This is a genomic window from Dyella sp. KRB-257 (genome assembly GCF_049445995.1).
GTDB lineage: Bacteria > Pseudomonadota > Gammaproteobacteria > Xanthomonadales > Rhodanobacteraceae > Dyella_A.
In genome coordinates, this window is sequence record NZ_JBMSDZ010000003.1 from 101,551 (window position 1) to 121,827 (window position 20,277).

22 protein-coding genes and 1 tRNA gene are annotated in these 20,277 nt (G+C 66.8%); 18 read left to right on the top strand and 5 right to left on the bottom strand.

From position 1 onward, the window contains the following. Window positions 1-4 precede the first annotated feature (4 nt). From tolQ to ACO2Q2_RS03245, 9 genes are all read left to right on the top strand, one after another. The gene (gene tolQ, locus ACO2Q2_RS03205; RefSeq protein ID WP_423254328.1) at window positions 5-691 is read left to right on the top strand and encodes a protein TolQ; all 687 of its coding nucleotides are present in this window, start codon (window positions 5-7) and stop codon (window positions 689-691) included. Window positions 692-702: 11 nt separating this feature from the next. Beyond that, complete coding sequence (gene tolR, locus ACO2Q2_RS03210; protein ID WP_423254329.1) at window positions 703-1,152, top strand: protein TolR; 450 nt, start codon at window positions 703-705, stop codon at window positions 1,150-1,152. After that, complete coding sequence (gene tolA, locus ACO2Q2_RS03215) at window positions 1,139-2,080, top strand: cell envelope integrity protein TolA (RefSeq protein WP_423254330.1); 942 nt, start codon at window positions 1,139-1,141, stop codon at window positions 2,078-2,080. The genes tolR and tolA overlap by 14 nt, the downstream gene beginning before the upstream one ends. Continuing rightward, window positions 2,077-3,405 (top strand): Tol-Pal system beta propeller repeat protein TolB, encoded by a 1,329-nt coding sequence (tolB, locus tag ACO2Q2_RS03220; RefSeq protein ID WP_423254331.1) that lies wholly within the window; start codon window positions 2,077-2,079, stop codon window positions 3,403-3,405. The genes tolA and tolB overlap by 4 nt, the downstream gene beginning before the upstream one ends. A 247-nt stretch (window positions 3,406-3,652) precedes the next feature. Then, window positions 3,653-4,165, top strand: coding sequence for a peptidoglycan-associated lipoprotein Pal (gene pal / locus ACO2Q2_RS03225; protein WP_423254332.1), 513 nt, complete (start codon window positions 3,653-3,655; stop codon window positions 4,163-4,165). Continuing rightward, the gene (gene ybgF, locus ACO2Q2_RS03230) at window positions 4,165-5,016 is read left to right on the top strand and encodes a tol-pal system protein YbgF (protein WP_423254333.1); all 852 of its coding nucleotides are present in this window, start codon (window positions 4,165-4,167) and stop codon (window positions 5,014-5,016) included. The genes pal and ybgF overlap by 1 nt, the downstream gene beginning before the upstream one ends. A gap of 19 nt (window positions 5,017-5,035) precedes the next feature. Continuing rightward, window positions 5,036-5,719, top strand: a complete 684-nt coding sequence (gene queE / locus ACO2Q2_RS03235; protein WP_423254466.1) for a 7-carboxy-7-deazaguanine synthase QueE — start codon at window positions 5,036-5,038, stop codon at window positions 5,717-5,719. Window positions 5,720-5,816: 97 nt separating this feature from the next. Further along, window positions 5,817-6,500, top strand: coding sequence for a 7-cyano-7-deazaguanine synthase QueC (gene queC, locus ACO2Q2_RS03240; protein WP_423254334.1), 684 nt, complete (start codon window positions 5,817-5,819; stop codon window positions 6,498-6,500). Between the two features lie 75 nt (window positions 6,501-6,575). Continuing rightward, a tRNA-Lys gene (locus tag ACO2Q2_RS03245) sits at window positions 6,576-6,651 on the top strand. A 93-nt stretch (window positions 6,652-6,744) separates the two neighbouring features. Here ACO2Q2_RS03245 and ACO2Q2_RS03250 read toward each other — a convergent pair. From ACO2Q2_RS03250 to ACO2Q2_RS03260, 3 genes are all read right to left on the bottom strand, one after another. After that, window positions 6,745-7,248, bottom strand: a complete 504-nt coding sequence (locus tag ACO2Q2_RS03250) for a DUF2127 domain-containing protein (protein ID WP_423254335.1) — start codon at window positions 7,246-7,248, stop codon at window positions 6,745-6,747. A gap of 141 nt (window positions 7,249-7,389) precedes the next feature. Then, the gene (locus ACO2Q2_RS03255) at window positions 7,390-7,617 is read right to left on the bottom strand and encodes a YbdD/YjiX family protein (RefSeq protein WP_423254336.1); all 228 of its coding nucleotides are present in this window, start codon (window positions 7,615-7,617) and stop codon (window positions 7,390-7,392) included. Between the two features lie 2 nt (window positions 7,618-7,619). Beyond that, complete coding sequence (locus ACO2Q2_RS03260; RefSeq protein WP_423254337.1) at window positions 7,620-9,698, bottom strand: carbon starvation CstA family protein; 2,079 nt, start codon at window positions 9,696-9,698, stop codon at window positions 7,620-7,622. A gap of 208 nt (window positions 9,699-9,906) precedes the next feature. Here ACO2Q2_RS03260 and def point away from each other — a divergent pair, with 208 nt between their 5' ends. The 6 genes from def (at window position 9,907) to ACO2Q2_RS03290 (ending at window position 13,082) form a co-directional block, all read left to right on the top strand. Then, window positions 9,907-10,443, top strand: coding sequence for a peptide deformylase (def, locus tag ACO2Q2_RS03265; RefSeq protein WP_423254338.1), 537 nt, complete (start codon window positions 9,907-9,909; stop codon window positions 10,441-10,443). Between the two features lies 1 nt (window position 10,444). Beyond that, a complete protein-coding gene (locus ACO2Q2_RS03270) occupies window positions 10,445-10,726 on the top strand; it encodes a DUF427 domain-containing protein (RefSeq protein ID WP_423254339.1) in 282 nt (93 codons plus the stop codon). Window positions 10,727-10,811: 85 nt separating this feature from the next. Then, window positions 10,812-11,567, top strand: a complete 756-nt coding sequence (locus tag ACO2Q2_RS03275; RefSeq protein ID WP_423254340.1) for a queuosine precursor transporter — start codon at window positions 10,812-10,814, stop codon at window positions 11,565-11,567. Next, the gene (locus ACO2Q2_RS03280) at window positions 11,564-11,992 is read left to right on the top strand and encodes an acyltransferase family protein (RefSeq protein ID WP_423254341.1); all 429 of its coding nucleotides are present in this window, start codon (window positions 11,564-11,566) and stop codon (window positions 11,990-11,992) included. The genes ACO2Q2_RS03275 and ACO2Q2_RS03280 overlap by 4 nt, the downstream gene beginning before the upstream one ends. Beyond that, the gene (locus ACO2Q2_RS03285; RefSeq protein WP_423254342.1) at window positions 11,946-12,431 is read left to right on the top strand and encodes an acyltransferase family protein; all 486 of its coding nucleotides are present in this window, start codon (window positions 11,946-11,948) and stop codon (window positions 12,429-12,431) included. The genes ACO2Q2_RS03280 and ACO2Q2_RS03285 overlap by 47 nt, the downstream gene beginning before the upstream one ends. Before the next feature lie 273 nt (window positions 12,432-12,704). Next, window positions 12,705-13,082, top strand: a complete 378-nt coding sequence (locus ACO2Q2_RS03290; protein ID WP_423254343.1) for a hypothetical protein — start codon at window positions 12,705-12,707, stop codon at window positions 13,080-13,082. A 227-nt stretch (window positions 13,083-13,309) separates the two neighbouring features. Here the strand turns inward: ACO2Q2_RS03290 and pyrF are convergent, their stop codons facing one another. Continuing rightward, window positions 13,310-14,125 (bottom strand): orotidine-5'-phosphate decarboxylase, encoded by an 816-nt coding sequence (gene pyrF / locus ACO2Q2_RS03295; protein WP_423254344.1) that lies wholly within the window; start codon window positions 14,123-14,125, stop codon window positions 13,310-13,312. A gap of 362 nt (window positions 14,126-14,487) precedes the next feature. Further along, window positions 14,488-16,155: an energy-dependent translational throttle protein EttA gene (ettA, locus tag ACO2Q2_RS03300; RefSeq protein ID WP_423254345.1), complete on the bottom strand. Its 1,668-nt coding sequence runs from the start codon at window positions 16,153-16,155 to the stop codon at window positions 14,488-14,490. Between the two features lie 293 nt (window positions 16,156-16,448). Between ettA and glyA the strand changes: the two genes are divergently transcribed. From glyA to ribD, 3 genes are all read left to right on the top strand, one after another. After that, entirely contained in the window at window positions 16,449-17,717 is a 1,269-nt protein-coding gene (glyA, locus tag ACO2Q2_RS03305) for a serine hydroxymethyltransferase (protein WP_423254346.1), read from the top strand. Window positions 17,718-17,823: 106 nt separating this feature from the next. Further along, the gene (nrdR, locus tag ACO2Q2_RS03310) at window positions 17,824-18,354 is read left to right on the top strand and encodes a transcriptional regulator NrdR (RefSeq protein ID WP_423254347.1); all 531 of its coding nucleotides are present in this window, start codon (window positions 17,824-17,826) and stop codon (window positions 18,352-18,354) included. Between the two features lie 218 nt (window positions 18,355-18,572). After that, complete coding sequence (gene ribD / locus ACO2Q2_RS03315) at window positions 18,573-19,949, top strand: bifunctional diaminohydroxyphosphoribosylaminopyrimidine deaminase/5-amino-6-(5-phosphoribosylamino)uracil reductase RibD (RefSeq protein WP_423254348.1); 1,377 nt, start codon at window positions 18,573-18,575, stop codon at window positions 19,947-19,949. Window positions 19,950-20,277: the final 328 nt, after the last annotated feature.

Genomic DNA, 20,277 nt, shown 5'->3' on the forward strand with positions numbered 1-20,277 from the left:
AGCCATGAATGGTGGACTGAACGTTTTCAAGCTGATCGCGGAAGCGAGCCTGCCCGTGCAGCTGGTGATGCTCGTGCTGCTGGTGTTCTCCTTCATGTCGTGGGTCATCATCATCCGCAAGTACTCGCAGATGAAGGCGGCGATGGAGAGCGTCGAGGCGTTCGAGGAGCGCTTCTGGTCCGGCGGCGATCTGGCCCAGTTGTTCCGCGAGGTGAGCAACGGGGGCGCCGAGAACAGCGGCATGGAAACCATCTTCGCGTCCGGCTTCCGCGAGTTCGCCCGCCAGCGCCAACGCAAGCTCAGCGACATGCGCGTGGTGATGGAGAGCTCCGAGCGCGCCATGCGCGTGGCCGGCACCCGCGAGATCGGGCTGCTGGAGCGCAACCTGGAGTTCCTCGCCAACGTCGGTTCGATCAGCCCCTACGTCGGCCTGTTTGGCACGGTGTGGGGCATCATGGGCGCGTTCCAGGGCCTGGGCGAGATGAAGGACGTGACCATCGCCGCGGTGGCGCCGCACATTTCCGAGGCGCTGATCGCCACCGCCATGGGCCTGTTCGCCGCGATCCCGGCGGTGTGGGCCTACAACCGCTACGCCAACCGGGTCGAGCGCATCGCCTCGCGCTACGAGGTGTTCCAGGAGGAGTTCTCCTCGGTGCTGCAGCGGCAGATCCAGTCCGACGACGTCCGCTGAGGCCTGCCACCATGCGTCCCAGTCACCGCAAGCGGCACAAGCTCAAGTCCGAGATCAACGTCGTGCCCTACATCGACGTGATGCTCGTGCTGCTGATCATCTTCATGGTCACCACGCCGATGCTCAATGCGAACGTCGACGTGAACCTGCCCCAGGCCAACGCCCGCGCGCTGAAGGACAAGAAGGATCCGGTGATCGTGTCGGTGGGCTCCGACGGCAGCCTGTTCCTCACCCTCGGCAACGCCAGGAAGGAACCGATCGACGAGGAGGGGCTCAAGGTCAAGGTCGGCGCCTTCGTGAAGGCCAATCCGGACATCAGCGTGCTGGTGGCCGGCGACCGTGACGGCAAGTACGACGGCGTCTATCGAGTGCTGGCCGACCTGCAGCAGGCCGGCGTGGCCAAGGTCGGCCTGATGAGCCAGCCGTCACAGGGGACGAGCGCGTCCGATGGACGAAAGTAAGCGCACGCCCATGGCCGTGGTGCTGGCGGCCGTCCTGCACCTGGGCATCCTGGCATTTCTCTACCTGGCGATCCTGCCGTGCTCGGCCTACGAGAAGTGGTTCGAGCTGCTGCACCTGCCGGCCGGGTGGAACCCGATCGCCTGTGCCAAACCGCTGGAGCTCCCGGGCCAGCCGATCGAGGCGGTGCTGATCGGCCCCACCGGCGCGCCGCCACCCAAGCCCACCAAGGCGCGTCCGGTACCTGATTCGCAGCCACCCCCCCCAGCCGTGCCGCCGCCCACCCCGACGGTACAGGCGCCACAGGTCAAGACGCTGCCACCGCCGCCGGAGCACCCGGACGTGGTCGACCAGGAGAAGGTGGTCGCCGAGGCGCTGCAGAAGGCCGAGGACGCCAAGCGCGAGCAGGAAGAGAAGCAGCGCCAGCGCCAGGCCGAACTGGACGCCCAGGCGGCCAGGAAAAAGGAAGAGGAAAAGAAGAAGATCGACCAGCTGTTTGCCAAGCTGGACCAGGCCTCCGCGGCCACCCGCAACGCCGACCGCAAGAAGCGGGAGGCGGAAAAGCAGCTGGCGGACCTCAAGAACGCCAGGAACGACGGCTCTGCCGATCTTCCTGCGGCCGACCAGCGCCAGACCGGCACCAACGGCCAGGACGACAGCCTGCTGGCCAAGTATCAGGCGGCGATTCAGAACGCGGTCACACAGAACTGGCTGCGCCCGGATAACATGCCGGCTTTGCCGTGCGTCGTGCACATCACCCAGTTGCCCGGCGGCGAGGTGATGAGCGCGCGGGTCGACAGCAGCTGTCCGTATGACGATGCCGGGCGCCGCTCGGTCGAAAATGCGGTGCTGCGGGCGCAGCCGTTGCCCTACAAGGGTTTCGAAAGCGTGTTCCGGCGCGATCTCACCTTCACCTTCAGGCCGCAATGATCAAGCCCATGCGTAAACCCCATCTGCTGCTGGTCCTGGCCTTCCTGCTGTTCGGCACGTTCCGCGCCTCGCCCGTCGGGGCACAGTCGCTCAATGTCGACATCGTCGGTGGCGTCAAGACGGCGATCCCGATCGCCGTGGTGACCTTCGCCCAGGACGGCGGTGCGCCGCTGCCGACCGATATCGCCGACGTGATGCGCAACGATTTCAACCGCTCCGGCAAGTTCCGCTCGCTGGCCAAGAGCGAGATCGTCGAGTTTCCGTCCAGGGGCTCGGAGATCAAGTTCCCGACCTGGCGTCTGCTCAAGCAGGACTACATCACCGTGGGCCGCATCAGCGACGCTGGCGGCGGCATGCTCAAGGTCGACTACGAGCTGTGGGACGTGAACAAGCAGCAGAGCCTGCTGGCGCAGTCGCTTACCGCTCCGGCCGGCGACCTGCGCGGGGTGGCACACCAGATCGCCGACCAGATCTACGAAAAGATCACCGGCGTGCGCGGTGCCTTCTGGACCCGCATCGCGTACATCACGGCGGTCGGCCTGGGCAACAACACCACCTATTCGCTGATCGTGGCCGATTCGGACGGCTACAACCCGCAGGTGGTCGCGCGCTCGCGCGAGTCGCTGCTGTCGCCGGCCTGGTCGCCGGACGGCCGCAAGATCGCCTACGTCTCCTTCGAAAGCGGCAATTCCAACATCTACGTGCAGGACATCACCACCGGCGCGCGGCAACTGGTGGAGGCGCACAGCCGTGGCATCAACGGTGCCCCGGCCTGGTCGCCGGACGGCAGCAAGCTGGCCGTGTCCCTGTCCTACGTGGGCAATCCGGAAATCTTCGTGCTCGACCTGGCCACGCGGAAGGAAACCCGGCTGACCAACAACCTGTCGATCGACACCGAGCCGGACTGGTCGCCGGACGGGCAGAGCATCTATTTCACCTCCGACCGCTCCGGTCGGCCGCAGATCTACAAGATGCCATCCACCGGTGGCGTCCCGGAGCGCGTGAGCTTCCAGGGGCAGAACAATGCCGAGGCTGACGTGAGCTACGACGGCAAGCAGATCGCCATGGTGCAGGGCAACGGTAACGTGTATCGTATTGCTGTCATGGACAACAGTCTGGGCGGACAGGTGCGGTTTCTGTCTCCGGGTCCCATCGACGAATCGCCCAGCTTTGCCCCGAATGCCAGCATGCTCATGTACGCCGCTACCGAAGGTCGTCGCGGCGTGCTTTACGCCGTGTCGGCCGATGGCTTGGTCCGGCAGCGCCTCGTGCTTTCCGATGGCGATGTCCGCGAGCCCAGCTGGGGACCGTTCCGACAGCGTTGAAATTCCCCGGGGCGGCAACTCATCGCCGGCCCGGCATCCCACGGAGTGGGTCCGCGAGGCGCCTTCGGGCGTCCTTTCGGTCAAGAGTCGCGGGGTGGTCGACCGCGGCTCGTCAGTCGATGGCGAGGCAACCCGCCATGCCGACTTCTTGAAGTCAAAAGAACAGCCGGACCACCGGCGCATGCTGTCCCGTAACCGCAATCGTCATTGACTGTCGGAACTCAAACCCGTTTGAAGGAACGTCACCATGAATAAGACCGTTCGCGTCGCCCTGGTCGCCCTGCTTTGCGTTGGCGCGGCCGCCTGCTCCAAGAAGCAGGAAGTGAAACAGCCGCCTGCCCCGCAGCCGGAGCCGGCCCCCGTCACCCAGCCGGCCCAGAACGACGGCAAGTACACGCCGGCCGATCTGGACACCGATGCCTGCCTGCGCCAGCGCGTCGTGTATTTCGATTTCGACAAGACCGAGATCAAGCCGGAGTTCCAGCAGATCGTGGCGTGCCACGCCAAGTACCTGCAGGATCGACCGGAAGCCCACGTCCGTCTCGAGGGCAACACCGACGAGCGCGGCACGCGTGAGTACAACCTCGGCCTGGGCGAGCGTCGTGGCAATGCCGTCTCCGACGCCCTGCAGGCGGCCGGTGGTTCGGCTGGCCAGCTCGAAGTGATCTCCTACGGCAAGGAAAAGCCGGTGTGCCGTGAGCACAACGAGGATTGCTGGAGCAAGAACCGCCGCGTCGAGATCGTCTACACGGCGAAGTAATGATGATCCGTCTGGCTACTCGTCATGCAGCCAGCATCCGCATGGCGGGCGCGATCGCGTCCGCCATGCTGGTGGCCTTTCCCGCGTCCGCGCAGGATTCGCGCCTCAGCCTGGCCGAGCGCGTCGCGCGCCTCGAACAGCAGGCGCAGAACCAGGACAAGGGCGGCATCGGCATGGTCAACCAGATGCAGCAGCTGCAGTCGCAGGTGCAGCAACTGCAGGGCCAGATCGAGGAACTGCAGCACCAGCTGCAGCAGCTCGACGACAAGAACAAGGCCCAATACATCGATCTGGATTCACGCATCGGTCGCCTCGAGGGCGCATCTGCTGCGGGAACCCCGGCAGCGGCGGCGTCCACCGGCGCGCCGGCTGCCAACGCCACCGGCAGTCCGGCGGCTTCCACGCCGGCGTCATCCGCCAGCAGCGCCAGCGCGCCCCAGGGTAGCCCCGCCCCCGCCGGCGCGGACGAGCAGGCAGCCTACGACACCGCATTCAAGGCGTTGCGCGCCGGCGATTACGCCAATGCCTCGCGCGGCTTTCGCGATTTCATCCAGCAGCATCCGGACAGCTCGCTCGCGCCCAATGCCTGGTACTGGCTGGGCGAGTCGTACTACGTGACCACCAATTACGCGGTTGCGCTGGAGGCGTTCCAGCGCCTGCTCAGCCAGTTTCCGCAGAGCGACAAGGCCCCCGATGCGCTGCTCAAGGTGGGTTACACCCAGTTCGAGCTGAAGCAGATCGACCAGGCGCGGGCCACGCTGCAGGACGTGATCCGCAAGTATCCCGGCTCCAAGGCGGCCAGCCTGGCGCAGGAGCGCCTGAACCGGATCCAGCTGCAGTCGACCAACTGAGGCCGCCGCGGTGAGTGGCATCGACACCGGCGTGGCCGGGATCCACCCGGCCGGGGTGGCAGCCGAGCGGCTGCGCATCACCGAGATCTTCCACTCCATCCAGGGCGAGGCCGATGCGATCGGCTGGCGCACCGTGTTCATCCGGCTTACCGGCTGCCCGCTGCGCTGCGTGTGGTGCGATACCGAGTATTCCTTCCACGGCGGCGGCTGGCGGGCGGTCGACGACATCCTCGCCGAGGTCGCCCGGCACGAGGTGCGCCATGTCTGCGTCACCGGCGGCGAGCCGCTGGCGCAGAAGCGCTGCCTGACCCTGCTGACGCGCCTGTGCGACGCTGGCTATGACGTGTCGCTGGAAACCTCCGGCGCGCTCGACGTGGCCCCGGTCGACCCGCGCGTGCGCAAGGTGGTGGACCTCAAGGCGCCCGATTCCGGCGAGAGCGCCCGCAACCTGTGGACCAACCTCGACCACCTGTTGCCGCACGACCAGGTGAAGATCGTCATCGCCAGCCGGGCCGACTACGAGTGGGCGCGCAGTACGCTGGTCGAGCACGCTATCGACCGCCGCTGCATGGTGCTGTTTTCGCCCGTGCATGGCGCGGTGCAGCCGCGCGACCTGGCCGAATGGATCATCGCCGACCGGCTGCCGGTGCGCTTCCAGCTGCAACTGCACAAGCTGCTGTGGAACGACGCCCCCGGAAGGTAAGACGAGGTGCGTGTCACCCCTGTTTGTGCGTGCCGGCCTGTGTCGCCGCGTGCGCTTCCCGGCCGGTGACCGGCCGCATCGTTATGGATGAAGACCCATGTCCGAAACCTCTCCCCCCAGGGCTGTCGTGCTCGTCTCCGGCGGCATGGATTCCGCCGTCACCATCGCGATCGCGCGCGAGCAGGGCTTCCGGGTGCACGCGCTGAGCGTCGCCTACGGCCAGCGCCACGGCTCCGAGCTGGAGGCGTCGGCACACGTGGCGCGCATGCTCGGTGCGGTGGAGCACAAGATCGTGCAGGTGGACCTGCGCAGCATCGGCGGCTCGGCGCTCACCGCCGACATCGACGTGCCGCTGGACACCGAGAGCGCCGGCATTCCGGTCACCTATGTGCCCGCCCGCAACACCATCATGTTGTCGATCGCGCTCGGCTGGGCCGAGGTGCTCGGCAGCCGCGACATCTGGTGCGGCGTCAACGCGGTGGATTACTCCGGCTACCCCGATTGCCGTCCCGCCTTCATCGACGCCTTCAAGCAGTTGGCCAACGTAGCGACCAGGGCCGGCGTGGAAGGGCAGGGGCTGCGCATCCATGCGCCGCTGATGCGCATGAGCAAGGCCGACATTGTCCGCGAGGGCGGGCGGCTGGGGGTCGATTTCTCCGCCACCGTCAGCTGCTACCAGGCCGATGCGCAGGGACGTGCCTGCGGTCATTGCGATGCCTGTCGCCTGCGCGCGCAGGGGTTCCGCGAGGCCGGCCTGCCCGACCCCACCCGCTACGCCTGAGCGTTCTTGCTTGTGCCGGTGGCGCAAGCTCCCTAAAATTGCCGGCTTGCGTTTGCAAACGCAGCCGCGTCACGCGGGCCGTTAGCTCAGTTGGTAGAGCAGTAGACTTTTAATCTATTGGTCCCGAGTTCGAGTCTCGGACGGCCCACCATCGACGAACTGCCGGGTTGTTTCCCCCGGCGGTTTTTTTTTCGCCCGCGCGTGGCGAGCGGCCCGCGGCTCGTGAGCGGGTGCGGCCTGCGGCTCAGCGTCTGCGATGCGGCTGCATCGCAATGCGCGCCAGGTAGACCACGATCACCACGTTGCCGACCAGGATGCCGAGCTTGAGCCAGCTGGCGTGCTCGATCAGCTCGTAGGCTTCCAGCGGAATCAGCGAGCCGGTGGCGATGACGGTGAACCATTCGGCCCAGTGCCTGCGCAGCCACAGGCCGACTCCTTCGGTGATGAACAGCGCCATGTAGGCGATGGCGATCAGGCCGATCACCACGAAGCGCTGCGGCCCCAGCCCGGCCAGCGCATCGACCACATGCCGGCGCAGGGCGCCGGTGCCACTGAGCGAGAGGTGTTCCAGCCAGTCGATCAGCCGATCGACGTTGCGCTGGCGCTCGAGATGGAAAGCGGCCGCGGCGGCAAGCAGCAATCCAAGCGCCTGCACCATCTTGTACAGCGCGATCAGGCGCAGCCCGAAGCGGTGTTGTGCTTCGGGCGTGTCGTCGTCGGCTTGTCGGTGACGCGGGTGATCGGTCATGTCGGGGAGTGGCCGGGTAATCAAGCATTGTCGCGGACCGCGTGTGACGGTGCCATCCGCGAATGGTCGCAGCGCCCGGTACGTGCGCCAAGAAAAAGGCCACGCCGTTGCCGGCGTGGCCCAGTGGAGAATCAAGCGCCTTCAGCAGCAGCGGCCGCCGGTGCCTTTGTAGCGCGCCTCCTGTCGCTCACGGAAGAACTCCTCGTAGGAGGGAATCCGGCGGTTGGGGTGAGCACGCTTCAGATGCGCCACATAGACGTCGTAGTCCGGCACACCGCAGCATAGCCGCGCCGTCTGCACCGCCCACTTCCACACCGCCCGCGCCGCGGCCGGCAACGGAGCGCGTACCTGGCGTGGGGCGTTGGTCATGCTCACGATTGCGCCACGCTGCTCAATGCCACGTAAGGCTCCTCGTGGGCAGTGGGGCGGTTGGCCTTGAGCGCCTTGCTGATGGCATTGAGCACAAACAGCGCCATGGCCACCACCAGTGCCATGAACAGCCCGGTGAGCACCATGTCCACGTAGTTGTTGGTGACGATGCGCTGCATCTCCGCGGCGGACTTGGCCGGGGCCATCAGCTTGCCGTCGGCAATGCCCTGGGCGTACTTGTTGGCCGCCGCGGTGAAGCTGATCGGGCCGACCAGCTTCTCGTAACCCGCGGTCAGCGTGCACACGATCAGCCACAGCGCCGGAATGCCTGGCGCCCACATGTAGCGCTCGCGCTTGAGCTTCACCACCACCACGGTGCACAGCATCAGGGCGATCGCGGCGAGCATCTGGTTGGCGATGCCGAACAGCGGCCACAGCGTGTTGATGCCGCCCAGCGGGTCGACCGCGCCCTGGTAGAGGAAGTAGCCCCACAAGGCCACGCACAGGACCGTCGCCAGCAAGTTGCCGGTCCACGATTCGGTGTGCTGCAGCGGCTTATGAATGAGGCCGGCGATCTCCTGGATCATGAAGCGGCCCACGCGGGTGCCGGCATCGACCGTGGTCAGAATGAACAGCGCTTCGAACAGGATCGCGTAGTGGTACCAGAACGCCATCATGCTCTCGCCCGGCATGATCCCGTGCAGCAGCTGGGCCATGCCTACGGCCAGTGTGGGCGCGCCGCCGGCGCGGCTGAGGATCGAGTTCTCGCCGATATCCTTGGCCGTCTGCAGCAGCTGGTCAGGCGTTACCACGAAGCCCATCTGGCTCACCGCCTGCGCCGCGCTTTCCGCGGTGGTGCCCAGCAGGGCGGCCGGCGAGTTCATGGCGAAGTACACGCCCGGGTGCAGCGAGGCGGCGGCCACCAGCGCCATGATCGCCACGAAGGCCTCCATCAGCATGCCGCCGTAGCCGACCATCTGCGCTTGGCCTTCATTGGCCAGCAGCTTGGGCGTGGTGCCCGAGGCAATAATCGAGTGCCAGCCCGACACCGCGCCGCAGGCAATAGTGATGAACAGGAACGGGAACAGGTTGCCGGCGAATACCGGGCCGGTGCCGTCGATGAACTTGGTCACCGCCGGCAGCTGCAGCGTGGGCGCGGCGATGAAGATGGCGATCGCCAGCAGCGCGATGGTGCCGATCTTGAGGAAGGTGGACAGGTAATCGCGCGGCGCCAGCAGCAGCCACACCGGCAATACCGAGGCGAAGAAGCCGTAGCCGATCAGCATCCAGGCCAGATGCCTGGCGTCGAAGTCGAACATCGGACCCCAGGTCGGCGAGTCGAATATCGCCTTGCCCAGCCAGATCGACACGAGCAGCAGCACCAGGCCGATCACCGACACTTCCAGGATGCGCCCCGGGCGAAACCAGCGCAGGTAGGCGCCCATCAGCAGCGCGATCGGGATCGTGCAGGCCACCGTGAAGGTACCCCATGGGCTGTGCGTGAGCGCCTTGACTACCACCAGCGCCAGCACCGCCAGCACGATCATCATCAGCACCAGCACGCCAATCATCGCCACGATGCCGGGCAATGGGCCCAGCTCGTCACGCAGCATGTTGCCGAGCGAGCGACCATCGCGGCGCAGCGACAGGCCCAGCACCATGAAATCCTGCACCGCGCCGGCGAACACCACGCCGAACAGGATCCACAGCGTGCCGGGCAGGTAGCCCATCTGCGCGGCGAGCACCGGTCCCACCAGCGGGCCGGCGCCGGCGATCGCGGCGAAGTGATGGCCGAACACCACCCATTTGTCGGTCGGCACGTAATCCAGGCCGTCGTTGCGCAGCACCGACGGCGTGGCGCGACTGGGATCGAGCTGGAGCACCTTGTTGTTGATGAACGTGCCGTAGAAGCGGTAGCCGATCACAAAGACCGAGATCGCCGCGGCGACCAGCCAGATCGCGTTGATCGGCTCGCCGCGCCGCAGCGCCACGACACCGAGGCAACTGGCGCCGATCACGGCAATCAGAGCCCACAGGAATTTTCCTGCAGGCCCGGTGGTGGGTGAGGCTGTAGCTTGCATGGACGGACCCCCTCTGGCGAAGATGCCCAAGGGTCACCCTCGCGACCGGAGCGGTCAATGGCCGCAGGGGCTTTGTCCCATTAGCCATTGGTCGAATGGCTGTTGCGGAAGATGGTGTTCGGCGGCCGAACGGCTGGGTCGCCCGGCCCCCTTGCATTCATCGGGGTGACCCGCAGTCCAATCGTATTCCCCCTCTCCGAGAATGAGCATGATCCACGAGATCCTGAAGATGGGCGATCCGCGCCTGCTGCGCGTGGCGCCTCCCGTGCCCGACACGATGATCGGCAGCACCGAGCTGGACACGCTGATCGCCGACATGTTCGAGACCATGCGCGACGCCGGCGGCGTCGGCCTGGCCGCGCCACAGATCGGCGTGGACCTGCAGCTGGTGATCTTCGGCTTCGAACACTCCGAGCGCTATCCGGAGGCGCCGGAGGTACCGCGCACCATCCTGCTCAACCCGGTGATCACCCCCCTCTCCCAGGATATGGAAGAAGGCTGGGAAGGTTGCCTTTCGGTACCCGGCCTGCGCGGCGCGGTCAGTCGCTACAGCCTGATCCGCTACCGGGGCGTGGACCCGCAGGGCGCGCCGATCGACCGCCGCGCCGAGGGCTTCCACGCCCGCGTGGTGCAGCACGAGTGCGATCACCTGATCGGTCGGCTGTACCCCTCGCGCATCACCGACTTCAGCCGCTTCGGCTTCACCGACGTGCTGTTTCCCGGACAAGACCTTGGAGACGACTGACATGCGTGCGATCTGGAACGACACCGTGCTCGCCGAAAGCGACGACACCGTGGTGGTCGAGGGCAACCACTACTTCCCTGCCGAGGCGTTGCGACGCGAGCACTTTCGCGACAGCGACGCCCATACCGTGTGTCCGTGGAAGGGCACCGCGAGCTACTACGACGTGGTGGTGGGCGAGAAGGTGAATCCCGGCGCAGCGTGGTTCTACCCTGCGCCGAAGGACGCCGCCAAGCAGATCGCCGGCCGTGTCGCGTTCTGGAAGGGCGTGCGGGTTATCCCCTGAGGCCGCCGTGGCGAGTGCCCGCGGGGCGTCCCCGCGGAGGCGATGCCCGGGTATGCTGCGCCGTCGCCAAGCTCAAGGGGATCCGATGGCCGCCTCCGCACCGCCCACCGTGCCGCTGCGCGGGTTTCGTTACTACGACCTGCTGGTCGGCGGCATGGTCGCCGTGCTGCTGTGCTCCAACCTGATCGGCCCGGCCAAGGTCTGCACGCTCGATCTGCCGCTGCTGGGCGCACTCACCTTCGGCGCGGGCAACCTGTTCTTCCCGATCAGCTACATCTTCGGCGACGTGCTGACCGAGGTGTACGGCTACGCGCGGGCGCGCCGCGCGATCTGGGCGGGCTTCGGCGCGATGCTGTTCGCCACCTTCATGACCCAGGTGATCCTGCGCATGCCGGCGAGCCCGTCCGAGCCGTTCAACGCGCAGTTGCAGCCGGCGCTGGAGGTGGTGTTCGGCGGCACCTGGCGGATCGCGCTGGCCTCGCTGGTGGCCTACTGGATCGGCGACTTCGCCAACTCCTTCGTGATGGCCAGGATGAAGCTGCTCACCCGCGGCCGCTGGCTGTGGACGCGCACCGTCGGCTCCACGGTCGTCGGGCAGGGCGTGGACAGCCTCACCTTCTACCCGATCGCCTTCATCGGCATCTGGGAAGGCCAGACCATCCTCAAGGTGATCGCCTTCAACTGGCTGATGAAGGTGACGGTGGAGGTGGTGTTTACGCCGCTGACCTACGCCGTGGTGGGCTTCCTCAAGCGCCATGAAGGCGTGGACACCTTCGACGAGGGCACGCACTTCAACCCCTTCAGCCTGAAGGACGAAGGCGAATTGCGGCCCGTCCAATGAATTCGGCTGCCCCGCGCTCCATGCGCCATCCCGGCATCGACCGGCTGCGTGGCCTGGCCATCGTGCTGGTGGTGCTGCACCACATCGGCCTGCGCATGCCACTGCGTGACACCGTGCTGGGCGAGTGGTTGCCGCGGCGGTTGTTGAATGCGTTGAACTACAACGGCTACGAGGCCGTATTCGTGTTCTTCGTTATCAGCGGCTTCCTCATTGCAGGCAACGCGCTGGATCGCTGGGGCGACCTGTCGCGCATCGATCTGGGGACGTTCTACCGGCGCCGCGCCGCGCGCATCCTGCCGTGCCTGCTGGCGCTGGTGGGTGTGCTGGCCCTGCTGCATGCGCTGGCGGTGCCGGACTACGTGATCGATCGCCACTGGCGTGCTCGGTGCGCTGTGGTTGCGCGCGTGGCCGCCGTCGGCGCGTGACGCGCGGGTACTGCGCGGTTTCGGCGCAGCGGCCATGCTTGCCATGATGCTGTTCACGGCGCCGTGGCTGTGGCGCGCCCTGCACGATGGGGTGATGCTGATGCTCACGCTCGCCACGCTTTGCCTGCTGGTGGGCATGGCGGCGCCGTCGTCCACCTCGCGGCACGTCCGCGGCTTCGGCTGGCTCGAAAGCTGGGGGCGCCTGAGCTACGAGATCTACCTCACCCACATGTTCGTGGTGTTCGGCGCGGTGCGCCTGTGGTGCGCACACGGTGGCGACCCGCAGGCGGGGCTCTGGTGGTATCTGCCGACGCTGGTCGTGTCATGGGCGTTGGGCTGGCTTCTCGCGCGCGGCTTTTCGCAGCCGTGCGAGCGCTGGCTGCGGGGCGCAAGGCCGGGGGTGCATCTGTCCGGCGCCCTATCGCAGACGCCGCCTTGACCCGCCGGCACGAGTCGGTGCGCCATCGCTGGCGTGGGTCAGACGGCTCGATGCACCGGAAATTCTTGCGAAAGCCACTGCATTGCGCGGCGATTAAAGGAACCTGCCATCCGGCCGATAGGCCAGGCATGGCAATCCGTCCAAATCGTTGTCCCGTCCCGCTGCGCCTGCCCGGCGGGGTCGGCGTGGTGGAATATCCGGCGTATCATCCTGCTGATGCCCGACGCCCCCCGACCACATCAAGTTTACGGGAGATGCAGGATCGTGGCGGGCATGAGTCATTTCGATAAACCACGCGGCAGACCGTCCGGCAACAACGTGGATTGGACCGATCCCAAGCTGCAGTCGCTGCTGAGCAAGACCGAGGGCTGGAGCCTGGACAATCGCGGCGTGTTCTCGCCCGTTCCGTGCGAGCTGCACGTGGGCTGGGGTGCCGGCACCGGCAAGCCGGCGATGCTGGTGTTCGAGCGCGATGGCGTGATGGTGGTGGAAGCGGGTTTCCTCATTCCCCTGGGTGAGCAGGTGCGCATCGATCGCATGCGGGCCGGCACGCTGCGCTCCACCTGGGGCACCGTGGCGGAAGGGCGCGAGGGCAACCGCGCGGAGGATCGCGTCAACGGCATCCGCGTGTACTGGATCCACGTGCGCTGAACCGGCGGGCGTGCGCTCCGTCGCAGTGGGCCGGACGCATTTCCTCCACCGGCTTCCTGCGGCGCATGCTTCATGTCCGCCTCGCCCGCGCGCTGTTCCACCCATCGAGAAAGTGGCCATGTATTGCGCGGTGGCGTCGAAGAATGGGTGCATTTGCGGATCGACGCAACAGTCGCGATCCAGTACCGCTGTGAGATTTGCTTGAGCTGCCGAGCGATACGACCGGATCAGCGGCGCAGCTGGTTGATCGTGTCGTGCAGTTCCAATGCCGCGGTGCGGGCGGTGGTGGCGAAATCCTCGCCGCTGCCGGCATAGAGGATGCCGCGCGAGGAGTTGATCATCAGGCCGGTGCGATCGGCGGTGAGGCCGTGGCGGAGCACAGCGGCCACGTCGCCGCCCTGGGCGCCGATGCCGGGCACCAGCAGCGGCATGTCACCGACGCGGGCGCGGACCTGGCCCAGTTCCTCCGGCCACGTGGCGCCGCAGACCAGGGCGCAGTTGCCGTTGCCGTTCCAGTCGCGCGCGACCGTCTCGGCCACGCGCAGGTAGAGCGGCGCACCGCCGCAGTCCAGCGCCTGGAAATCCGCGCCGCCCGGGTTGGAGGTGCGACAGAGCAGGATCACGCCCTTGTCGGCGCGCTCCAGGAACGGCGCGATCGAGTCGCGGCCCATGTACGGGTTGAGCGTCACCGCGTCGGCGCCGAAGCGGCCGAACGCCTCGCTGACGTAGTGCTGCGCGGTGGAGCCGATGTCGCCGCGCTTGGCGTCGAGGATCACCGGCACGCCCGGGTGCTTGTCGTGGATGTAGGCGATCAGCCGCTCCAGCGTGTCTTCGGCGCGCAGCGCGGCGAAGTGGGCGATCTGCGGTTTGAACGCGCAGGCAAGGTCGGCGGTGGCGTCGACGATCGCGGCGCAGAACTCGAACACCGCGTCGGGCCGCCCCTGCAGATGCGCCGGCAGCTTGCCCAGCTCGGGATCGAGGCCGACGCAGACCAGCGAGTCGTTGCGTGCCCACGCTTGTTGCAGGGATTGCATGAAATGCATTGGAGTCTCCCGTTGTTCGATCGCGTGGCGACCATGGCTGCGGCGGTGCCGCTCTAGCTCCCTCTCCCCCAACGGCTGTTTGTTGGGGGAGAGGGCTGGGGAGAGGGGCGGCCCTTGCGGCTCTGGAAAGCAGGAGCAAAAAGCCTCCCCCTCACCCAACCCTCTCCCCCGAGCGAGCTCGGGGGAGAGGGCTTCGAGCAGCGCCGCGTCCTTGCTCCCTCTCCCCCAACGGCTGTTTGTTGGGGGAGAGGGTTGGGGTGAGGGGGCGGTTTTGCCTTTGATCCTTTAACTCTTCATCCAGCCCTTTCCCCGAACCGGCTTGGTCGAAAGGGGCTTTGGATCAAAGTCCCGTTCTCAGCCTCTCAGACCAGCTTCTTGTACTTCACGCGGTGCGGACGGGCGCCTTCGTCGCCGAGGCGGCGCTTCTTGTCGGCCTCGTACTCGTTGTAGTTGCCGGGGAAGAACTCCACGTGCGAGTCGCCTTCGAAGGCGATGATGTGGGTGGCGATGCGGTCGAGGAACCAGCGGTCATGCGAGATCACGATCGCGCTGCCGGGGAATTCCAGCAGGGCGTCTTCCAGCGCGCGCAGGGTTTCCACGTCCAGGTCGTTGGACGGTTCGTCGAGCAGCAGCACGTTGCCGCCCTGCAGCAGGGTCTTGGCCATGTGCAGGCGGCCGCGCTCGCCGCCGGACAGGCTGCCGACGATCTTCTGCTGATCGGTGCCCTTGAAGTTGAAGCGGCCGAGGTAGGCGCGCGACTGGATCTCGAAGTTGCCGATGGTGAGGATGTCCGAGCCGCCGGAGACTTCCTGCCATACGTTGTTCTTCGGGTCGAGCGCGTCGCGCGACTGGTCGACGTAGGCGAGCTTGGTGGTGTGGCCCAGCTTCACCTCGCCCGAGTCCGGCGTTTCCTTGCCCATGATCATCTTCATCAGGGTGGATTTGCCGGCGCCGTTGGGGCCGATCACGCCGATGATCGCGCCCGGCGGCACCTTGAACGACAGGTCCTCGATCAGCACGCGGTCGCCGAACGACTTGGTCACGTTCTTGAACTCGATCACTTCCTGGCCCAGGCGCTCGCCCGGCGGGATGAAGATTTCATTCGTCTCGTTGCGGCGCTGGTAGTCGACCGAGTTCAGTTCCTCGAAGCGGGCCAGGCGGGCCTTGCCCTTGGACTGGCGGCCCTTGGCGGCCGAACGCACCCACTCCAGCTCCTTGGCGATCGCCTTCTGCCGCGACTTTTCCTGGCTGGCTTCCTGCTTCAGGCGGGCGTCCTTCTGCTCCAGCCATTCGGTGTAGTTGCCCTTCCACGGGATGCCGCGGCCGCGATCGAGTTCGAGGATCCACTCGGCGGCGTTGTCGAGGAAGTAGCGGTCATGGGTGACCGCCACCACGGTGCCGGGGTAGTCGTGCAGGAACTGCTCCAGCCAGTCCACCGACTCGGCGTCCAGGTGGTTGGTGGGTTCGTCCAGCAGCAGCATGTCCGGCTTGGACAGCAGCAGGCGGCACAGCGCCACGCGGCGCTTCTCGCCGCCGGACAGAGGGCCGACCCTGGCATCCCACGGCGGCAGGCGCAGCGCGTCGGCGGCCACTTCGAGCTGGCGCTCCAGCGCATGGGCATCGTTGGCGGCCAGCAGGTTTTCCAACTGCTCCTGCTCCTTGGCCAGCTTGTCGAAATCAGCGCCTTCCTCGGCGTACGCCGCGTAGACCTCTTCGAGGCGCTTCTGCGCATCGAGGATCTCGGACACGCCTTCCTCGACTACTTCGCGCACGGTCTTTTCCGGATTCAGGTCCGGCTCCTGCGCCAGGTAGCCGATCTTGGTGCCGGGCTGGGCACGGGCTTCGCCCTGAAAGTCCTTGTCCACGCCGGCCATGATCCGCAGTACGGTGGACTTGCCGGCGCCGTTCACGCCCAGCAGGCCGATCTTGGCGCCGGGGAAGAAGCTGAGCGAGATGTCCTTGATGATCTGGCGTTTCGGGGGAACGATCTTGCTCACCCCGTTCATGGTGTAGATGTACTGCGAACTCATGGAGTCTCCGAAGGCGTGTGTCGCGCCGCCCAGGTGAGGCGGGCAGCGAATGATGAATCGCTAAACCGCACATTGTAGGGCACCTTGAATGCCCCGATTCGCCGGAGCGCACCCCCCGATCGAGTCGAGGGCAGGTTCTGTGCGCGAATGCTCTTGTCGAAACGTCCGTAAGAGCAAGAGCAAGAGCATTCGCGCACAGGGTGCGCTCCTACGGCAGGCGGCGTCAGTGGCCGCAAGGGCCCCGCGGCGCTACAATTTTGCGCTTGTCCTGCTTGCCAACCCCCGAGGCCAGAATGTTCCCGAAGGACTGCACGATCGCCGGTTACGACCCCGAACTGACCCAGGCCATCGCCGATGAAGGTCGCCGCCAGGAGGATCACGTCGAGCTGATCGCCTCGGAGAACTACGCCAGTCCGCGCGTGATGGAGGCCCAGGGCTCCAAGCTCACCAACAAGTACGCCGAGGGCTACCCGGGCAAGCGCTACTACGGCGGCTGCGAATACGTGGATGTGGCCGAGAAGCTGGCGATCGACCGGGTCAAGCAGCTGTTCGGTGCCGACTACGCCAACGTGCAGCCGCATTCGGGCTCGCAGGCCAACCAGGCGGTGTACTTCGCCCTGCTGCAGCCGGGCGACAAGATCCTCGGCATGAGCCTGGCCCACGGCGGCCACCTCACCCACGGTGCCAAGGTCAACCTGTCCGGCAAGATCCTCGACGCCGTGCAGTACGGCGTGGACGCCAACGGCATCGTCGACATGGACGAGGTCGAGCGCCTCGCGCTGGAACATAGGCCGAAGATGATCGTGGCCGGCTTCAGCGCCTACTCGCAGGTGCTGGACTGGGCGCGCTTCCGCGCCATCGCCGACAAGGTGGGTGCCTGGCTGTTCGTGGACATGGCGCACGTCGCCGGACTGGTCGCCGCCGGCGTCTACCCCAGCCCGCTGCCGCACGCCCACGTGGTCACCTCCACCACCCACAAGACCCTGCGCGGTCCGCGCGGCGGCATCATCGTCGCCAGCAGGCGGGGCATGGGGGAGGCGGCCGAGGAGATCGAGAAGAAGCTGCAGTCCATCGTCTTCCCCGGCATCCAGGGTGGTCCGCTGATGCACGTGATCGCGGCCAAGGCGGTGGCCTTCAAGGAAGCGCTGGAGCCGGAATTCAAGGCGTACCAGCAACAGGTGGTGAAGAACGCGCAGGCGATGGCCCGGACCATCATCGCGCGCGGCTACAAGATCGTCTCCGGCGGTACCGAGAACCACCTGATGCTGATCGACATGATCGGCAAGGGCGTCACCGGCAAGGACGCGGAGGCGGCGCTGGGCAAGGCGCACATCACCGTGAACAAGAACGCCGTGCCGAACGACCCGCAGAAGCCCTTCGTCACCTCCGGCCTGCGCGTGGGCACCCCCGCCGTCACCACCCGCGGCTACCTTGAAGCGGACTGCGTGGAGCTGGCCAACTGGATCTGCGACGTGCTCGACGCGCCGGCCGACGAGGCGGTGATCGCCGCGGTGCGGGCCAAGGTCGAGGCGCAGTGCAGGAAGTTTCCGGTGTATGGCTGAGAGGCTGGAATTCGGGATACGTGATTCGGGATTCGTGAGAGCCGGCATCCCCGTGAGCTCCCGCTTTCATCGAATCCCGAATCCCGTTTCACGACTCCCGTAAAGCATGCATTGCCCCTTCTGCCAGCACGAAGACACCCGCGTGATCGACTCGCGCCTGGCCGACGACGGTGCCACCGTGCGCCGCCGGCGCGAGTGTCCGCAGTGCGGCGAGCGCTTCAACACCTACGAGACGGCCGAGCTGAAGCTGCCGGCGATCGTCAAGAGCGGCGAGCGGCGCGAGCCGTTCGACGAGCGCAAGTTGCGCACCAGCTTCGAGCGCGCGCTGCAGAAGCGCCCCGTACCCAGTCATGACGTGGATACCTCGGTGCGCGAGATCATCAACGACCTGCGCCGCAGCGGCGAGCGCGAGGTGACCTCGCGCCACATCGGCGAGCTGGTGATGCGCGAGCTGGGCAAGCTCGACCAGGTCGCCTACGTGCGCTTCGCCTCGGTCTACCGCAAGTTCGAGGACGTGCAGGCGTTTCGCGAGGAGATCGAGAAGCTCGAACGCGACCTGCCGGAGCTGGAAAAGCTGCAGCTGTCGCTGCTCGGCGGCGACGCGGCGGCCAGGAAAACGCGCAAGAGCGAGAAGTGAGGGGCAGAGGGCGAGTGCATGGTTGGAAATTCCCATCGCTATCCCGTTCCAACATCAGCTTGATCAGAGCGCGGTCGGTTGTCGGGCGTCACTACCGTTGGGAAACTCGCGTAGCCCCATGAAAGGCGCAGCATCCTGGTTGTTTCCGGAATGAGGGATGCTTGAGCCCCGGTCGGATGCTTTCTCTCACTTCTCACTCCTCACTCACTCCTCGCCCCATGCCATTCACAGCAACCGACCACCGACACATGGCGCGTGCCCTCGCGCTGGCCGAGCGCGGGCTGTTCACCACCCAGCCGAACCCGCGCGTGGGCTGCGTGATCGCCCACGGCGATGCCGTGGTGGGCGAGGGCTGGCACCGGCGCGCCGGCGGTCCGCATGCCGAAGTGGTCGCCCTGCGCGCCGCCGGCGAGCGGACCCGTGGCGCCACCGTCTACGTCACGCTGGAACCCTGCGGCCTGCACGGCCGCACGCCGCCGTGCGCCAATGCGTTGATCGCTGCCGGCGTGGCGCGCGTGGTGATCGCCGCCGAGGACACCTCGCAGGCCGAAGGTGCGGGGCTGGCGCGGTTGCGCGCTGCCGGCATCGCGATCGAGACGGGGCTGCTGCGCGAGCCGGCGCGCGAACTCAACGTGGGGTTCTTCCGCCGCATCGAGAACGGACGTCCCTTCGTGCGGGTCAAGCTGGCGATGAGCCTGGACGGCCGCACCGCGCTGGCCAACGGCGCCTCGCAGTGGATCACCGGCGAGGCGGCGCGTGCCGACGGCCAGCGCTGGCGCGCGCGCAGTTCGGCCATCCTCACCGGCAGCGGCACCGTGCTGGCCGACAATCCGCGGCTCACCGTGCGGTTGCCGATCGCCTGCGCCGCTCCAGGTTTCGCCGGGGGCGCGGGGCGTAGCGAAGCGGCTGCCGCTTTGATTTCATCAAAGCCCCCCTTCACTCAACCCTCTCCCCCAGGCGCGCTTGGGGGAGAGGGCTTGCAAACCGTGGACCCTGGCTCCGCTGCTGCCGTGGAAGAGGTGCAGGATGCCGCACACCTCGGCTCCCCCTCGATCAGCGCTGCCGTCGAAAACGATCGGAATGCCGCGCGCCCTGGCTCCCTCTCCCCCGGCTCGGCCGGGGGAGAAGGTTGGGGAGAGGGGGAGGCTTTTGCGCCCCTGCGCGTCGTGCTGGATCGCCGGCTGCGCACACCGGCCGGCAGCCATGTGCTGGACGGTTCCGCACCCACGCTGATACTGCACGGCGCGGGTGTGGAGGCCGACGATGATCGTTTCGCACGCGTCGAGTGCTTCGCGGTGCCCGTTCGCGACGGTCGATTGGATCTGGCCGCCGTGCTGGCGCTGCTGGCCGCGCGACAGGTCAACGAGGTGCACGTGGAGGCCGGTCCGGTGCTGGGCGGCGCGCTGCTGGCCGCCGGTCTGGTCGACGAACTGCTGCTGTACGTGGCGCCGGTGCTGCTCGGCGACCAAGCCCGCCCGCTGCTGCAGTTGCCGAGCCTCGGCGAGATGGCCGAGCGCTGGCAGCTGCGCACGATCGACCAGCGCATGGTGGGCACGGACTGGCGGCTGCGTCTGGTACCGGATCGTCGGGGCTGAAGCCCCTCCCACAAAACCCCTGAAGCCCATCGCTCTCGTGGGAGCGACTTCAGTCGCGACGCGGTGGGTCTGGCGGTTGTCTGCCAGAGCGAACGCTGCTTCCCCCGCCGACGCGCCAGGCCCGTCGACCGGCGGGTGCTAGCAGCCTGTCGGACTTTGCTCGGCCGGGCTGCGAATCCGTCTGTGCGGTCCCTATTTCCGCCGCTTCTTGACCCATAGAACCACTATGGGCCGGCGAAGCGGCGAAAATCTGTCCTCGCACAGCCGAATTCTCGCCTCGACCAGCAAAGCCCGACAGGCTGCTAGAATCCGCCGGCTGGTTCGCCAG

Coding starts and splice junctions, on each gene's coding strand:
- pal (WP_423254332.1), top strand. CDS start 3,653: ATGAATAAGACCGTTCGCGTCGCCCTGGTCGCCCTGCTTTGCGTTGGC.
- ybgF (WP_423254333.1), top strand. CDS start 4,165: ATGATGATCCGTCTGGCTACTCGTCATGCAGCCAGCATCCGCATGGCG.
- tolA (WP_423254330.1), top strand. CDS start 1,139: ATGGACGAAAGTAAGCGCACGCCCATGGCCGTGGTGCTGGCGGCCGTC.
- tolB (WP_423254331.1), top strand. CDS start 2,077: ATGATCAAGCCCATGCGTAAACCCCATCTGCTGCTGGTCCTGGCCTTC.
- ACO2Q2_RS03250 (WP_423254335.1), bottom strand. CDS start 7,248: ATGACCGATCACCCGCGTCACCGACAAGCCGACGACGACACGCCCGAA.
- ACO2Q2_RS03280 (WP_423254341.1), top strand. CDS start 11,564: ATGAATTCGGCTGCCCCGCGCTCCATGCGCCATCCCGGCATCGACCGG.
- pyrF (WP_423254344.1), bottom strand. CDS start 14,125: ATGCATTTCATGCAATCCCTGCAACAAGCGTGGGCACGCAACGACTCG.
- ACO2Q2_RS03260 (WP_423254337.1), bottom strand. CDS start 9,698: ATGCAAGCTACAGCCTCACCCACCACCGGGCCTGCAGGAAAATTCCTG.
- ettA (WP_423254345.1), bottom strand. CDS start 16,155: ATGAGTTCGCAGTACATCTACACCATGAACGGGGTGAGCAAGATCGTT.
- ACO2Q2_RS03275 (WP_423254340.1), top strand. CDS start 10,812: ATGGCCGCCTCCGCACCGCCCACCGTGCCGCTGCGCGGGTTTCGTTAC.
- tolQ (WP_423254328.1), top strand. CDS start 5: ATGAATGGTGGACTGAACGTTTTCAAGCTGATCGCGGAAGCGAGCCTG.
- nrdR (WP_423254347.1), top strand. CDS start 17,824: ATGCATTGCCCCTTCTGCCAGCACGAAGACACCCGCGTGATCGACTCG.
- def (WP_423254338.1), top strand. CDS start 9,907: ATGATCCACGAGATCCTGAAGATGGGCGATCCGCGCCTGCTGCGCGTG.
- ACO2Q2_RS03255 (WP_423254336.1), bottom strand. CDS start 7,617: ATGACCAACGCCCCACGCCAGGTACGCGCTCCGTTGCCGGCCGCGGCG.
- ribD (WP_423254348.1), top strand. CDS start 18,573: ATGCCATTCACAGCAACCGACCACCGACACATGGCGCGTGCCCTCGCG.
- glyA (WP_423254346.1), top strand. CDS start 16,449: ATGTTCCCGAAGGACTGCACGATCGCCGGTTACGACCCCGAACTGACC.
- ACO2Q2_RS03270 (WP_423254339.1), top strand. CDS start 10,445: ATGCGTGCGATCTGGAACGACACCGTGCTCGCCGAAAGCGACGACACC.
- queC (WP_423254334.1), top strand. CDS start 5,817: ATGTCCGAAACCTCTCCCCCCAGGGCTGTCGTGCTCGTCTCCGGCGGC.
- ACO2Q2_RS03290 (WP_423254343.1), top strand. CDS start 12,705: ATGAGTCATTTCGATAAACCACGCGGCAGACCGTCCGGCAACAACGTG.
- tolR (WP_423254329.1), top strand. CDS start 703: ATGCGTCCCAGTCACCGCAAGCGGCACAAGCTCAAGTCCGAGATCAAC.